This is a genomic window from Sphingomonas lycopersici, from assembly GCF_026130605.1.
Lineage (GTDB): Bacteria > Pseudomonadota > Alphaproteobacteria > Sphingomonadales > Sphingomonadaceae > Sphingomonas > Sphingomonas lycopersici.
The window spans coordinates 51,078-64,187 of record NZ_JANFAU010000001.1 but is presented as its reverse complement, the minus strand read 5'-3'; the positions used below and the strand labels follow the sequence as shown (position 1 = coordinate 64,187).

Sequence of the window (13,110 nt, the reverse complement as noted above, 5' to 3'; positions counted from 1 at the left end):
ACCTAATGTGGTCCGAGCGGTGGTTCAATTCCGGGCCCTGGTTGTCGGTCGGCCTCCTGATCTCGACCGCGCATTGCGTGAAATCTGATCCGGTCGGTTTCAGAAGGGGAGTGAGATCCGACCATCCCGGCGGCCTGCCAGGTGCGCTCTAAGGTGATCGGACGGCGGGTCGCCGCCGCGCTGGTGATACCAGGGAGGCGCAAATGGACGACGACAATGCCCGTGCGGAACGCGCGCGGCGGGGAAATCCCTTTCTCAACACCGCGCAGGTCGCTCATTACATCGGCCTCAATCCCCGGACGCTTGAGCGGATGCGCTGGAAGGGGCCCGGTTTCGGGAAGGAGCGTCCCAGGCCGGAACGACCGCAATTAGGCGCACAGCGGAAAGAGACGCGCACGCTACTAGCGAGTACTCGGCGCGGTGAACGAGCCCAAATTCCCGACCCCGAGTCGACGCTCGATATCCCCGATCTTGTCGGTCGCCATATCGAACCCATCACCGCCGAACGTCCGTCGCTCGATATCCTCGAACTGGTCGCCAAGCTCCTCATAGCCCTTGGCGCCTACGGCCTTCTTGAACGCTGGAAACACGATGGTGTCCTCGCGCGCGGCATGCGGCTCGTACATACGGGCGAACGCCGTCAGCGTTCTGGCCAGAGGTTCGGCATCACCGGTGCCGACCCGGCCGGATTTGGTCTTGTCGAGAATATAGGCGGTGATCTCGCGACCCCGCTGATGTTGTGCGAGCAGCGTATCGAGCAGCCCGGCCGCTTCGCCGCCCGCCTTCCGCACGATCGGAAAGATATGCTGCTCCTCCAGCATCTGTTCGTGATAGCGCTCGCCAAATGCCTGGAACAAGGTCGTCGCGGAGGCGAGCGCCGCGGCATCGACCGCCGCGGCATTCGCCACCAGCTTCGGTACAACTTCGCGATAGGCGATCAGGATGCGGCGCAGCACGCCATGCTCACGCATGAGATCCTCGTTCGCGGTGACCTCGCCTTCGTCACCGCCGCCTTTGCCGCGGTCCTCGGCGTCATGTTTCGCGCATCCAGCGAGCACCAGCCCGACGCTCGCGACAGACACCAATGCCGTTCGCCGATCCTGCTCCGCCATGACCGTCACCTTTCGATCGCCTTGCCGTCTCCGCTCAAACGCTCGGTCCGCAATTGCGATGCCGACCTTGCCCCTCAATCCGCTTTCGCATCGGCAGGCACCCGACGTTCAAGGTTCCCCCGAGCGCTCTCTTCAATAATCAGCGGCGCCAGTTCGTGACCAGGGTGGTTGGGAGCAAGGCGACCTGGGTGGATATCACCACCGGCATGAGCGTCGACGGGTGACCGAGGTGTTCGGGTGGTTGCATCCCGCCGATCTCATCGTCGAGCACGCAATCGACGCCATCCACGATGGCACGCAGGTCAAAGCATAGCTGCCCGGCAGCACCTGCCCCAATTTCAGCCAGTCCAGCAATGTCGCTTCGCGTCCGCCAGCCAAACGACAGGTAGAGCGCCGGCATTGACCCGTACCGCGTACAGGTTCTGTTTCATTGCGACCATCAGGAGCAGGCGCCCTGGTCCTTAATCGGAGAAAAGCTCGACCTGCGCATAGGTTTTGCGAGGTAGGGCGCTCGCTATCTTTCGAGCTCACAGCTTGAAAGGCCCCCAGAAATGGCACTACTCTCTGGCAAGACAGCGCTCATCACGGGCGGCAGTAGCGGTATCGGGTTGATGGCCGCCAAGCGCTTCGCGGCGGAGGGCGCCAGGGTTGCCATTACCGGCCGTCGCGGCGACGTCGTGAAAAGAGCCACCGCCGAGATCGGAGAAGGCGCGATCGGAATCGTCGGCGACGTCGCGGATATCGCGCACCACGATCATGTCGCGGCACAAGTCGCGTCGACTTTCGGCGGTCTCGATATCTACATGGCGAATGCAGGTATCATCACCATCCGCCCTTCCTTCGAAGTGACCGAGGAAGAGTATGATGCGCAATTTGCGGTAAATGCCCGCGGTACGTTCTTTGGCGTCCAGAAGACGCTGCCGGTGATGCGCGATGGGGGCTCAATCATCCTGACCGGCTCGATCGCGAGCGAGAAGGTTCTCGACGGCCATGCCGTCTATGCCGGCTCGAAAGCGGCGATGGGCGCTTTTGCGCGCACTTGGGCTATCGAACTCAAATCCCGAGGGATCCGCGTCAACGTGCTGAGCCCCGGGCCGACGGACACGGATATCGTCAACAAGCTCGGGGTGTCTCCGGACAAGCTCGAGGAGTTCGAAGCGGGAATGGCAGCCGCGATTCCGCTTGGCCGCTTCGGCCGACCGGAGGAATTGGCAGAGGCCGCGCTATTTCTTGCTTCCGACGCCAGCAGTTTCATCACCGGTATCAACCTTCGTGTCGACGGCGGCATGGCACTGCTGTGATCCCGGGGATTATCAAATCACTAGAATCCGATTTGGAGTAACTCATCGTGGTTGACGCAATCATTGATCCTGCCATCGAGGGCTTCATTGCCGATGTGGTCAATATAGGAAGCGCTTATGATCTCGCCGGTATGGAACGGCTATACACCGCTGATCAGACATTTCTGATCCTCAGCGGCGAGGGTGAAGTGACGCGGTTTACCAGGGAAGAGGTATTTTCCGAGTTTAGGTCGCGCCGTGACGCGGGAGAGGCTCCACTCTCCACGGAATATCGGATCCTTCATGTCGAGCGTCAGGGCGACGATGCAGTGGCTCTGCTCTATCGGCGGATGAGTCCGGAAGCGCCGCCGGTGATGTACGAACTTCGGCTGCGCCACCAATCCGGAACCTGGGCCGTACGCGGCGAAACGGTCACGCCGTGGCCCGGTGCAGCGGGTGGCGCGTTCCTGCCGCCGCGCAAGATGGTGGCCTGATCAATGAAAAATCGGGAATATTGGCTGTTCCGATGAGCTTTCCCTGGGCGAAACACTATCAGCCAAGGCATCCTGTCATGCGTTGGATCGATGGCAAGCTGCCGCTGCCGCGGTTCATCTACAATGCGACTGGCGGGGGCTATCCCGTTCCAAGAAATCTCAACTATTTCTGGAATTTCGGCGCACTCAACGGCGCGGCGCTACTCATACAGATCGTCACGGGAATCGTGCTTGCCATGCATTACGCGGCGAACACGGGATTTGCGTTCGATAGTGTCGTTCACATCATGCGTGACGTCAACAGCGGGTGGCTGATCCGCTATGCCCATATGAACGGCGCGTCGCTATTCTTCATATCCGTCTACATTCACATGCTCCGCGGTCTCTATTTCGGATCGTACAAGGCGCCGCGCGAAATGGCGTGGCTTATGGGCGTCGTTATTCTCCTGCTGTTGATGGCCACGGCTTTCATGGGTTATGTTTTGCCATGGGGGCAGATGAGCTATTGGGGGGCGCAAGTCATCACGGGCTTGTTCGGAGCGATCCCTCTGGTTGGTAAGCCGATACAGACCTGGCTGCTTGGAGGCTTTACCCCCGACAACGCGACCTTGAATCGCTTTTTCGCACTTCACTATTTGCTGCCGTTTGTGATCGCGGGCGTCGCGACCCTCCATGTTTGGGCGATCCATATTCCGGGCTCGAATAACCCGACGGGCGTAGAGGTCGGCGGGCCGCAGGACACTGTTCCCTTCCATCCTTATTATACCGCCAAGGACGGACTCAGCCTCGGCGTTGGAATGTTGCTTTTCGCCGCATTGATTTTCTTCTGGCCAAATGCTCTTGGTCATCCGGATAATTATACTCAGGCGAATCCGCTGCAGACACCTGCGCACATTGTCCCTGAATGGTATTTCTGGCCCTTCTACGCGATTCTGCGCTCGTTTACCGCTGATTTCATTTTGCCGGCTAAATTATGGGGTGTGCTGGCGATGTTCTCGTCGGTCTTTCTGCTCTTTTTCCTGCCGTGGCTCGACGTCTCGCCGGTGCGATCGGGGCATTATCGCCCTCTCTTCAAGAAATTCTTCTGGTTTGGCCTGATGCCCAGCATTTTCGCGCTCGGTTATTGTGGCGGCGCGCCGGTCGAGCCGCTCAACCTGATCGTTTCGCAGGTCGCGACGGCCTATTATTTCGTGCACTTCCTTATCATTCTTCCCCTGGTCGCGCGCTTTGAGACGCCTTTGCCGCTACCCACGTCGATCACCGCGGCGGTGCTGCAGGCCCAGGATAGGCGGCTGGGTCGAGGCGCATCGGCGTTTCGAATTGCAGATGGAAACGCGGACTGATATTATCCGTGTTATGGCTCACATCACGGTCGGCGTCGAATACGGCATTCACAGCCTGTTGTGGCTGGTGGACTCGGGCAAACCGCTGAGCAGCCGGGACCTCGCGGACCTTCAGGGCATTTCGCACAGCTTTCTCGCCAAGATCTTCCCGAAGCTCGAGAAGGCCGGGATCGTCCGAGCGTCGGAGGGCGCGCGGGGCGGGTATCTTCTGGCGCTCCCACCGGAAGAAATCAGCTTCCTCGAGATCGTCGACGCGATTGAAGGCAGGAAGCCCTTGTTCGATTGCCAGGAGATCCGCGGACGATGCGCACTTTTCGACCAATCGCCACCACGGTGGGCGACCAGGGGGCTGTGTTCGGTGCACGCCGTCATGCTCCGCGCGGAAAAGGCGATGCGTGATACGCTGGCAGGACAATCGCTTGCCGATCTCGGTCAGGCGGTTGCGGAGAAGGCGCCGTCGGGCTTCTCGTCCGACGTCCAGGCCTGGATCGGCAACCGGCTCGAAGGACGTCTTGCGAAGTCGCCAACTGCGCCAGCCGGTGAGGAGGATCCGTCGTGAACGGTTTGACCGACGATGAAGACCGTCCGCTGGTCGTGATCGTTGACGATGACGAGGCTGTCCGCACCTCGCTCGAGGAATTGATGCTCTCGGTTGGAATCGAGGCTGCAGCCTTCGGTTCGACGCGCGAATTGCTGGAAGCAGAATTGCCCGAACGCCCAGGCTGTCTCGTCGTCGACGTCCGCATGCCGGGATCGAGCGGGCTCGATCTGCAGCAGCACCTCGCCGCAACCGGGAATCCGAAGCCGATCGTGTTTTTGACGGGGTACGGCGACATTCCGATGACGGTGCAGGCGATGAAGGCCGGCGCGGTTGATTTCCTGACCAAACCTGTCCGGGATCAATCGCTGCTCGACGCCGTGACCACCGGTATCGAACGCGACGTCGCCCAACGTGCTGATGCCCGGCTAAGAAATGAATATGCGGATCGTTACGCGGCGCTGACGCCGCGTGAGCGCCAGGTCTTCCGCCTCGTCGCGCAGGGGCGTCTCAACAAGCAGGTGGCGTTCGAACTCGGCATTACCGAAGTCACAGTCAAGCTGCACCGCAGCAGCGTGATGAAAAAGATGGACGTGACAACGATCGGCGAACTCATCCGCGTCTGGAACACGCTTTCGCCGCTGCTGCGCGAGAAGGGGACCTAGACCATGGTATGGTTCCAATCCGGCCACGCGTCAGCGACATGCGGTAAAAGCCGATCCGGCTGTGTCAGTAAAGGCTGCTCGCTTGTCCAAACCGCCTGTGATTGCAATCGTGGATGATGACCGGGCAGTCGGAGAGGCTCTCCTCGATCTTCTGCAGGTAGAGGGACTGTCGGCACGAATGTTCAAAAATGGTGCGGCCTACTTCGCCGACGCACACCATCTGGAATTTCGCTGTGTCATCACCGATGTCCGGATGCCGGTGATGGATGGCCTCGAGCTTCAGCGCCGGCTCCGGGCGTGCGGTTCCGCGATGCCGATAATTTTCATCACCTCTTCGGTTAATGACGTCACTCGCGAGCGAGCGTTGTCAGAAGGTGCGATCGCCTGGTTTACCAAGCCGGTTGCCAATGAAGAGCTGCTGTTCGAACTGCGAACGGCACTTAGCGATCCGGGAGCCGTATAATGACGGCGGCACGGGTTTCGGCCGCGAAGGCCGATCGGAGTGGCGATAAGGTCACCAGGCGCCTGGTCCCGCCAGAGAATAGCGAAATGCAATTCGCCGAGACGACGGCGTGGTGGGCGCTCGATGTGTCAGCTGCGCGTCCCGTCATCGAGGCCATTTCGCGCGGCGATGGTCCGACCCACTGGGTTGACGCGCTGCTGGCGGGCGTGACGATCGCCGACATCGACGAGAACAACCTCCATTTTCTCGGGCCCGCCGGAGGACGCGCCCGGATGATCGGACAACCTTTCACCGACTTTTGCCCACCCGAGAGCTGGCAGGTCGGGGCTGAGTTCATTCTCGCGGCTGTGGCGGATTACCCTCCGGGCGCCTCCAGGTCCCGCCCGATCACGTCGATCGCCTTCCGGGATGGTTGGGCGGAGGTGTCGACCGACGAAGCCCATCCCGACATAGTCTTCATCGCGGTCGGCGGCACTGTCGCCGATGATCGCTCTTTCTGGGCAGTGCGCGCGAGTGAGGAACGATACCGCAGTTTGATCCATCATCTTCCCGGTGCGCTGCTGCAGATCGATTCCCGCCGGATGACCGCAATATTCGACAAGCTGCGGGACGAGGGTGTCACCGATATCGCACCCTATCTGGAAGGGCACCCGGATCTTGTCGATCATTCGCGCCAGATTGTGCAGGTGACGGACGCCAACCGTGATGCGTTGAGATTGTTTGGGGCGAGCCGACCCGAAGATTTGATCGGCGCGGTCGATTTCCTGTTCGCTGAGTCAGCCGATACGGCAAAGCGAGTGATCACCGCGCATTTCGAGGGGAAGCGGACCCATGCCGAACGGACGAAAGTATGCTCATTCGACGGTCGCATACGTGATGTAGAGATGGTGGTGACCTATCCGACGCCGCCAGAGCGGGTGGACGTCACGCTCATTAGCCTGGAAGACATTACCGACCGGCTTCGGACCGAAGCGCAACTGCGCCAGTTGCAGGCCGACTATACGCGAGCAACCCGAATTTCGATGCTTGGCGAGCTAGCCACCTCGATTGCTCATGAGGTCAACCAGCCACTCTCTGCGATCGCCACTAATGCCGAGACCAGCCTTCGCTGGCTCGCGCGCGCGGAACCCAATCTCGCCAAGGTCCACCAGCTGACGACGAGGATCGCGGAAAGCGCCCGGCATGCGAGCGACATCGTCCAGCGCATCCGCAACATGGCGGCAAGGCGTCCGCCAGAACGGGTCGAACTCGATCTCAATGAGGTGGTCGAGGAAGCGCTGCAATTCGTTCGCCACGAAATCGAGACGCGCTCGATCGAACTTTCGGTCCGGCGCGGCCGCCGGCTGCCGACGGTGCTCGCCGACCGGGTGCAGCTTCAGCAGGTTATCGTAAATCTGCTGCTCAATGGCGTGCAGGCGCAGACCGGGCAGCAAGGTCTGATCGACGTGAGCACCTTTGCAGCACTTGATGGATCGGTCCAATGCACGATCCACGATGGCGGTCCGGGCATCGCCAATGAAGATCTGGGACGCGTGTTCGGCAGCTTTTTCAGCACCAAGGACGAAGGGATTGGTATCGGGCTGGCGATCTGTCAGTCGATCATCACCGCGCACGGCGGGACCATCGTCGCGGCGAACCATCCCCGGGGTGGTGCAATCTTCCGCTTCGCGCTGCCGGCGGCGGGCAAGAGGTAACGCCCGGCGCCGGCTGCCGGCACCGGGCGACCTCGCGATTAGGATCTCAGAAAGGCGAGCAGGTCGGCGTTGAAGCGGTCGGCATGGGTCGCGGTCAGACCATGCGGAAGCCCGGGATAATAGAGCGTCCGCGCATTCGGGATCAACTTGGCGGCCTTGTGCGCCGAGTCATGGATCGGCACGATCTGGTCGTCCTCGCCATGGACGATCAGCGTCGGTACATTGAACCTTTTGAGATCGTCGGTAAAGTCTGTCTCCGAGAAGGCCGCGATGCAATCATGCGCATTCTTCAGGCCCGCCTGCATGCTGAGCAGCCAGAACTCGTCGAGCAGGCTCTGCGGCACCTGCGCGTTCGGCCGGTTGGCGCTGTAGAAGGGGATCGCGAAGTCCTTGTAGAATTGCGACCGATTGGCAATGATATCACGGCGCAATCCGTCGAACACATCGATCGGCAACCCTTCGGGATTGTCCGCGGTCTGAACCATTAGCGGTGGCACCGCGCCAAGCAGGACCGCCCTCGCCACGCGCCCGGTGCCGTGCCGGCCGATGTACCGGGCGACCTCGCCGCCACCGGTCGAGTGACCGACCGTTGTGATGTCATGGAGGTCGAGCGCCTCGATCAACGAGGCGAGATCGTCGGCATAGCCGTCCATGTCGTTGCGCGTCGCGGTCTGCGCCGACCGGCCGTGGCCACGCCGATCATGGGCGATAGCACGAAAGCCGTGCTCAACGAGGAACGTCATCTGGATGTTCCAGGCGTCGGAATTGAGCGGCCAGCCGTGCGAAAAGGTCACGATGGGGCCATCACCCCAGTCCTTGTAATAAATTTCGTGTCCGTCCTTCGTGGTGATTGTCGGCATGGGGGCCTCCTTTGGCTGCCGGCCGGCCCGGTACGAGCCGCCTTCGGCGGGGATTTGCCTAGGGTCTGCCCACAGGCTCCGCGATCGGACGGACGAGCAGCGCTCCCCTTTCCTGAGGAGAAGGATCCCTGTCCAACGGGCTAGCGGTCGGCCCCCGGATAGCAGCATTGGCGCGGGCCGGGGCTGAGGGATGTTTGATGCCGTACGCCGGACCTGCCCCAAAGGCGAGCTTCGCTCGACCAAAGGCGAGCCTCACGCATCCATCTGAACGATGGTCGGATGAGTGCCTCTCGGTGATGCTCGGCTCCGTTGCCACCACTACAATCGGGAGGAAAAATATGAAGATCGTCGTCATCGGAGGCACGGGCCTGATCGGATCGAAGGTCGTCGAACAGCTGAAGCGTCAAAAGCACGAAGCGATTGCTGCGGCGCCGAGCACCGGCGTCAACACCATTACCGGCGAGGGTCTCGCCGACGTGATGACCGGAGCGGATGTCGTGGTGGACGTGTCCAATTCGCCATCCTTCGAGGAACAGGCCGCGACGGATTTCTTCCGCACTGCCGGCGCGAACATTACCGCCGCGGAAATCGCGGCCGGGGTTCGTCACCATGTCGCCGTGTCGGTGGTGGGCACCGACCGCCTCCAGGCCAGCGGCTACTTTCGCGCCAAGCTTGCCCAGGAGCAGCAGATCAAGGCGTCACCGGTTCCCTATACGCTGATCCATGCGACCCAGTTCTTCGAGTTCCTGCGGTCAATCGCGCAGTTTTCCGAGGTTGATGGGGCTGTCCGCCTGCCGCCGGTTCAATTCCAGCCAATGGCTGCGCAGGATGTGGCGAGCGCCGTTGTCGACGTGGCCATTTCGGCTCCGATGAACGACACGATCGAGGTGGGTGGCCCGGAAGTGTTTAGCCTCGACGAACCGGTCCGCCGACTGCTCGCGCTTGACCGCGATCCGCGCAAGGTGATCGCCGATCCAGCGGCTCCGTACTTCGGTGTCGCAGTGAGTGAACGCACACTTGTTCCTGAAGCGAATGCCCGCCGCGGAACGACGAGCCTCGACTGGTGGCTCGCGCGAAACCCGGCTCCGCAGGCGCGATAACTGTGCGCTACCCGGCGCGACCATCCATCCAGTGCGAGGAGATCCGAAAATGTTGAGGCAATTTTGCCTGGGGACTGCTGCCGTGCTCGGAACCGCGGCGCTGGCCAACGGTACGTTCATGCTCATATCTCCCCTGGGCTGGTATTTCGCCGTGCCCGGCGTGACCACGACGGGGCCGTTCAACCAGCATTTCCTGCGCGACATCGGCCTCATCTTCCTGTTGGTCGGCGGCGCCTTCCTGATCGGAGCTGCACGGCCCGACAGGCGCGTCGCGCTCTGGTCGGCGGCGTCGCTATGGCTGTGCGGCCATGCGCTGTTCCATTTCTGGGAAGTCGCGGTTGGCATTTGCGGGCCGTCCGTCCTGATCCGCGACTTCGCGGCGGTGACCTTCCCCGCCCTGATCAGCGTGATGCTCGCGATCTGGGCTTTGCGAGAGAATGCCGTCCGGCCGTTTACGGGATCGGTGGTCACGAGGTGACCGCCGCGGCTGCGGGGCGCCCGCCCCGATGCGTCCCGCAGCCAACTTTTTGCAAGAAGGGACCAGGTCGTGAAACCTCTTGAGATATCCGCGCCCGGTACGATGAGCTATGCTCGATCGCCTGAGAGCAATCCTTCGACCGGGACCAGCCGACCGGGATCGATTGGTACCGCGGCGGTTGTTCACGATCTCGGCAATCTGATTCAGATCGCATCCTCTGCGATCAATATTGTCACGCGCTCGCCGGATATGCCGCCCGCCCACACCGGACCGATGCTGAATCGCGCACGAGTATGCCTGGAACATGCCGGCGCGATCGTGCGGCAAAATGTCGGCAGCATAAGCGAGCGGGCAGTCGTCAGCCGGGAAACCGACGTCGCGGCATGCCTTGCAGATATCCTGGCCCTCGTAGAAGCGATGGACGAGCCAGGACTCTCGATCGAACTCGATGTCGCAAGCGACCTTCCGGCGATCAGCTGCGACCCGGTCGGATTTCGGCGTGCGGTTCTCAACCTCGTGCTCAACGCCCGCGATGCGATGGGCGGCACGGGGATCGTCGGCATCGATGCGCGGTTGGTGAAGGAGGGAATCGAGGTTCGGGTGCTCGACGATGGCGTCGGTATGTCGCGCGAAACCCTCGCCAAGGCATTTGATCCCTTCTTCACGACCAAAACTGACGGGCTGGGTGGCATCGGGCTGCCGATGGTTCGGCGCTTCATCGACGATGCCGGCGGAACGATCGTCGTCGAAAGCGCGCCCGACATAGGGACCACCGTCTCTTTGCGATTGCCGGCTGCCGCCGGCCCGATCGCGGCGTCGATCCACCCGAGCGAACATTTTCAAGGCGAGTTAGGTCGATGAAACTTTATTACGCGCCCGGCGCCTGCAGCCTCGCGGGTCGCATTTCGTTGCACGAAGCCGGTGTCGCCGCCGAGTTCGAGCGGGTCGATATGAAGACGAAGATCACCGAGCAGGGATACGACTATCTCTCGATCAATCCGCGCGGTTACGTCCCGATGCTGGCGCTCGACGACGGTAACTCCATCACCGAAAACGTCGCGGTTCTCGGGTTCATTGCCGATCACGAACCTGCCCTTGGCCCGGACGGACCTCTGGGACGCACCCGGCTGATCGAACTTCTGTCGTGGCTCTCGACCGAGTTGCATGTCGCATTCAGGCCGTTGTGGGAATCGGCCGCGAGTGCGGAAAAGACGAACGCGCTGAACCTGGTGGCGAAATTGCTCGACATCATGTCGGATCAGCTGCGCGAGCACTATTTGTTCGGATCGCGCTTTTCCGTGGCCGACGCTTATCTTTTCGTCATGCTGCGGTGGGCGGGCGCGTTCCGCATACCGGTCTCCCCCGAAATGCACGCTTATTTCGCGCGCATCGCCGCGCGGCAGACGGTGCAGCGGGCGTTATGGGAGGAGGGGCTTCTCGACGCCCGCAGCCTCATCGATGTCTCGTCGATCGAGGCACTGATATGAAAATCGTCGTGGTTGGCGCTACCGGCCGTGTGGGCTCGCGTCTGGTCGGGGCGCTGCGACAGCGCGGTTACGACGTCGTGGAAGCGTCGCCCACATTCGGCATCGACGCAGTGACCGGTGTCGGGTTGGGCGCGGCGATCGACGGCGCGTCGGTCGTTATCGATGTCTCCAACCCGCCTTCGCCGGAAAATAGCGATGCATTGCAATTTTTCGCAAAGGCGGGGGGCAATATCCTGACGCGGGCTCGCGCCGCCGGGGTACGGCACCATATCGCGCTGTCGATCATCGGTGTCTATCGCCTCGCGAGCGGCTACTTCCGCGCAAAGCAGCTCCAGGAGCAGCTGATCCGGGCGTCCGAACTTCCCCATACAATCTTGCGTTCGACGCAACTCTTCGAGTTTGTCCGGGACGTCGTCCAGGACGGTACGGCGCGCGAGATCCCCATATCGCCCGCGTTCGTTCAACCGATCGCTGCCGAGGACGTCGCCAGCGCATTGGCTGATCTGGCGGCGGACGAGCCCAGAAATGCCCTGCTGGAAATTGCGGGAGCGGAGAGGCTGCGGCTCAGTGAGGTCGCCGCCGAGGTCGCCACCGCATTCGAAGATGGTCGGCGCATCGTTGCCGATGTCCGCGCACGATATTTCGGCGCGGTATTGGAGGAGCGCTCGCTCCTTCCTGGCCCCAACGCCCGAATTGCCACTCGCGGCCTCAGCGACTGGCTGCGCGACAGCCTGCAACCGGCATGGGCGAGGACCTCGAACAATCTGCGATGTTCCGAAACAACAATCACCCCGGAGGCATGAATGCGCATTTCCCTGTTTGGCAGTCTACTACTTGCTGCTGTCCTGGCGTCTTCGTCGCCCGCCGCCGCTGGTGACAAGGTCCGGCAAGAAAAGCCCACGATCATCTTGGTGCACGGGGCGTTCGCCGAATCGTCGAGCTGGGACGAGGTTGTGGCCCGCCTCCGCCGCGATGGTTTCCACGTCATCGCCGCAGCCAATCCGCTTCGCGGCGTCGCCAGTGACGGCGCGGCGATTTCGCGCATCGTCAAGTCGATACAGGGGCCGGTTGTACTGGTCGGCCATTCCTACGGCGGCCCGGTGATTACCGAGGCCGCAGCCGGCAATGAGAATGTGAGCGCGCTGGTCTATGTTGCCGCCTTCGCACCCGATGTCGGCGAATCCAGCTCGTCACTCTCGGGCAAGTTCCCCGGAAGCACGCTGGAATCGAGCCTGACGACCGTGCCGTTGCCCGGAGGCGACAAGGACCTCTATATCCAGCCCGAGAAGTTTCATGCGCAATTCGCGGCGGATGTCCCGGCCGCCAAGGCCGCGCTGATGGCGATCAGCCAGCGACCCATTGCGCTTTCGGCGCTGGCCGAGCCCTCGCGGAGCGCCAGCTGGAAGGCGCTGCCGTCATATGCGATCTACGGGACCGCTGACCGCAATATTCCTGCCGCCGTGATGAAGTTCATGGCCCAGCGAGCCGGTGCGCGCGACACGGTGGCCATTTCTGGTGCGTCACACGCGCTGATGGTCTCACACCCCGCCGAGGTCGCGGCAATGATCGAAGAAGCCGCCAACGCGAAATAGCATT

The 13,110-nt window shown here is 61.8% G+C and carries 16 protein-coding genes; 13 read left to right on the top strand and 3 right to left on the bottom strand.

The features are described from left to right. Positions 1-401: 401 nt before the first annotated feature. Complete coding sequence (locus NED98_RS00235; RefSeq protein ID WP_265311927.1) at positions 402-1,112, bottom strand: hemerythrin domain-containing protein; 711 nt, start codon at positions 1,110-1,112, stop codon at positions 402-404. 139 nt (positions 1,113-1,251) lie between these two features. Beyond that, a complete protein-coding gene (locus NED98_RS00230; protein WP_265311377.1) occupies positions 1,252-1,512 on the bottom strand; it encodes a hypothetical protein in 261 nt (86 codons plus the stop codon). A gap of 151 nt (positions 1,513-1,663) precedes the next feature. On the opposite strand from NED98_RS00230, the gene NED98_RS00225 reads away from it, so the two are divergent. The 7 genes from NED98_RS00225 to NED98_RS00195 all read left to right on the top strand — a co-directional run bounded on the left by NED98_RS00225 (position 1,664) and on the right by NED98_RS00195 (position 7,589). After that, positions 1,664-2,413 (top strand): glucose 1-dehydrogenase, encoded by a 750-nt coding sequence (locus tag NED98_RS00225; RefSeq protein ID WP_265311376.1) that lies wholly within the window; start codon positions 1,664-1,666, stop codon positions 2,411-2,413. 47 nt (positions 2,414-2,460) lie between these two features. Then, positions 2,461-2,886: a hypothetical protein gene (locus tag NED98_RS00220; protein WP_265311375.1), complete on the top strand. Its 426-nt coding sequence runs from the start codon at positions 2,461-2,463 to the stop codon at positions 2,884-2,886. A 32-nt stretch (positions 2,887-2,918) separates the two neighbouring features. After that, entirely contained in the window at positions 2,919-4,229 is a 1,311-nt protein-coding gene (locus tag NED98_RS00215; protein ID WP_265311374.1) for a cytochrome b, read from the top strand. Between the two features lie 13 nt (positions 4,230-4,242). Next, positions 4,243-4,788, top strand: coding sequence for an RrF2 family transcriptional regulator (locus NED98_RS00210; RefSeq protein ID WP_265311373.1), 546 nt, complete (start codon positions 4,243-4,245; stop codon positions 4,786-4,788). Further along, positions 4,785-5,432: a response regulator transcription factor gene (locus tag NED98_RS00205; protein WP_265311372.1), complete on the top strand. Its 648-nt coding sequence runs from the start codon at positions 4,785-4,787 to the stop codon at positions 5,430-5,432. Before NED98_RS00210 ends, NED98_RS00205 begins: the two co-directional genes overlap by 4 nt. A gap of 82 nt (positions 5,433-5,514) precedes the next feature. Beyond that, positions 5,515-5,895, top strand: coding sequence for a response regulator transcription factor (locus tag NED98_RS00200; protein WP_265311371.1), 381 nt, complete (start codon positions 5,515-5,517; stop codon positions 5,893-5,895). Between the two features lie 86 nt (positions 5,896-5,981). Continuing rightward, entirely contained in the window at positions 5,982-7,589 is a 1,608-nt protein-coding gene (locus tag NED98_RS00195) for a PAS domain-containing sensor histidine kinase (RefSeq protein ID WP_265311370.1), read from the top strand. A gap of 38 nt (positions 7,590-7,627) precedes the next feature. On the opposite strand, the gene NED98_RS00190 is transcribed toward NED98_RS00195, so the two are convergent. After that, a complete protein-coding gene (locus NED98_RS00190; protein WP_265311369.1) occupies positions 7,628-8,449 on the bottom strand; it encodes an alpha/beta fold hydrolase in 822 nt (273 codons plus the stop codon). Positions 8,450-8,787: 338 nt separating this feature from the next. On the opposite strand from NED98_RS00190, the gene NED98_RS00185 reads away from it, so the two are divergent. The 6 genes from NED98_RS00185 to NED98_RS00160 all read left to right on the top strand — a co-directional run bounded on the left by NED98_RS00185 (position 8,788) and on the right by NED98_RS00160 (position 13,106). After that, complete coding sequence (locus tag NED98_RS00185; RefSeq protein ID WP_265311368.1) at positions 8,788-9,549, top strand: SDR family oxidoreductase; 762 nt, start codon at positions 8,788-8,790, stop codon at positions 9,547-9,549. Between the two features lie 49 nt (positions 9,550-9,598). Then, the gene (locus tag NED98_RS00180) at positions 9,599-10,027 is read left to right on the top strand and encodes a hypothetical protein (protein WP_265311367.1); all 429 of its coding nucleotides are present in this window, start codon (positions 9,599-9,601) and stop codon (positions 10,025-10,027) included. A gap of 69 nt (positions 10,028-10,096) precedes the next feature. Further along, positions 10,097-10,888, top strand: coding sequence for a sensor histidine kinase (locus NED98_RS23230; protein WP_265311366.1), 792 nt, complete (start codon positions 10,097-10,099; stop codon positions 10,886-10,888). Next, entirely contained in the window at positions 10,885-11,514 is a 630-nt protein-coding gene (locus tag NED98_RS00170; protein ID WP_265311365.1) for a glutathione binding-like protein, read from the top strand. The genes NED98_RS23230 and NED98_RS00170 overlap by 4 nt, the downstream gene beginning before the upstream one ends. Next, positions 11,511-12,317 carry an SDR family oxidoreductase gene (locus tag NED98_RS00165; RefSeq protein WP_265311364.1) on the top strand — a complete coding sequence of 269 codons (807 nt, stop codon included), beginning with the start codon at positions 11,511-11,513 and terminating at the stop codon, positions 12,315-12,317. The genes NED98_RS00170 and NED98_RS00165 overlap by 4 nt, the downstream gene beginning before the upstream one ends. Beyond that, positions 12,318-13,106 carry an alpha/beta fold hydrolase gene (locus NED98_RS00160; protein ID WP_265311363.1) on the top strand — a complete coding sequence of 263 codons (789 nt, stop codon included), beginning with the start codon at positions 12,318-12,320 and terminating at the stop codon, positions 13,104-13,106. Positions 13,107-13,110: the final 4 nt, after the last annotated feature.

What these genes read in the sequence shown, in the direction of transcription:
- NED98_RS00160 (WP_265311363.1), top strand. Translation starts at nt 12,318, where the DNA reads ATGCGCATTTCCCTGTTTGGCAGTCTACTACTTGCTGCTGTCCTGGCG.
- NED98_RS00230 (WP_265311377.1), bottom strand. Translation starts at nt 1,512, where the DNA reads ATGCCGGCGCTCTACCTGTCGTTTGGCTGGCGGACGCGAAGCGACATT.
- NED98_RS00185 (WP_265311368.1), top strand. Translation starts at nt 8,788, where the DNA reads ATGAAGATCGTCGTCATCGGAGGCACGGGCCTGATCGGATCGAAGGTC.
- NED98_RS00215 (WP_265311374.1), top strand. Translation starts at nt 2,919, where the DNA reads ATGAGCTTTCCCTGGGCGAAACACTATCAGCCAAGGCATCCTGTCATG.
- NED98_RS00165 (WP_265311364.1), top strand. Translation starts at nt 11,511, where the DNA reads ATGAAAATCGTCGTGGTTGGCGCTACCGGCCGTGTGGGCTCGCGTCTG.
- NED98_RS00235 (WP_265311927.1), bottom strand. Translation starts at nt 1,112, where the DNA reads ATGGCGGAGCAGGATCGGCGAACGGCATTGGTGTCTGTCGCGAGCGTC.
- NED98_RS00210 (WP_265311373.1), top strand. Translation starts at nt 4,243, where the DNA reads ATGGCTCACATCACGGTCGGCGTCGAATACGGCATTCACAGCCTGTTG.
- NED98_RS00180 (WP_265311367.1), top strand. Translation starts at nt 9,599, where the DNA reads ATGTTGAGGCAATTTTGCCTGGGGACTGCTGCCGTGCTCGGAACCGCG.
- NED98_RS00170 (WP_265311365.1), top strand. Translation starts at nt 10,885, where the DNA reads ATGAAACTTTATTACGCGCCCGGCGCCTGCAGCCTCGCGGGTCGCATT.
- NED98_RS00195 (WP_265311370.1), top strand. Translation starts at nt 5,982, where the DNA reads ATGCAATTCGCCGAGACGACGGCGTGGTGGGCGCTCGATGTGTCAGCT.
- NED98_RS00190 (WP_265311369.1), bottom strand. Translation starts at nt 8,449, where the DNA reads ATGCCGACAATCACCACGAAGGACGGACACGAAATTTATTACAAGGAC.
- NED98_RS00225 (WP_265311376.1), top strand. Translation starts at nt 1,664, where the DNA reads ATGGCACTACTCTCTGGCAAGACAGCGCTCATCACGGGCGGCAGTAGC.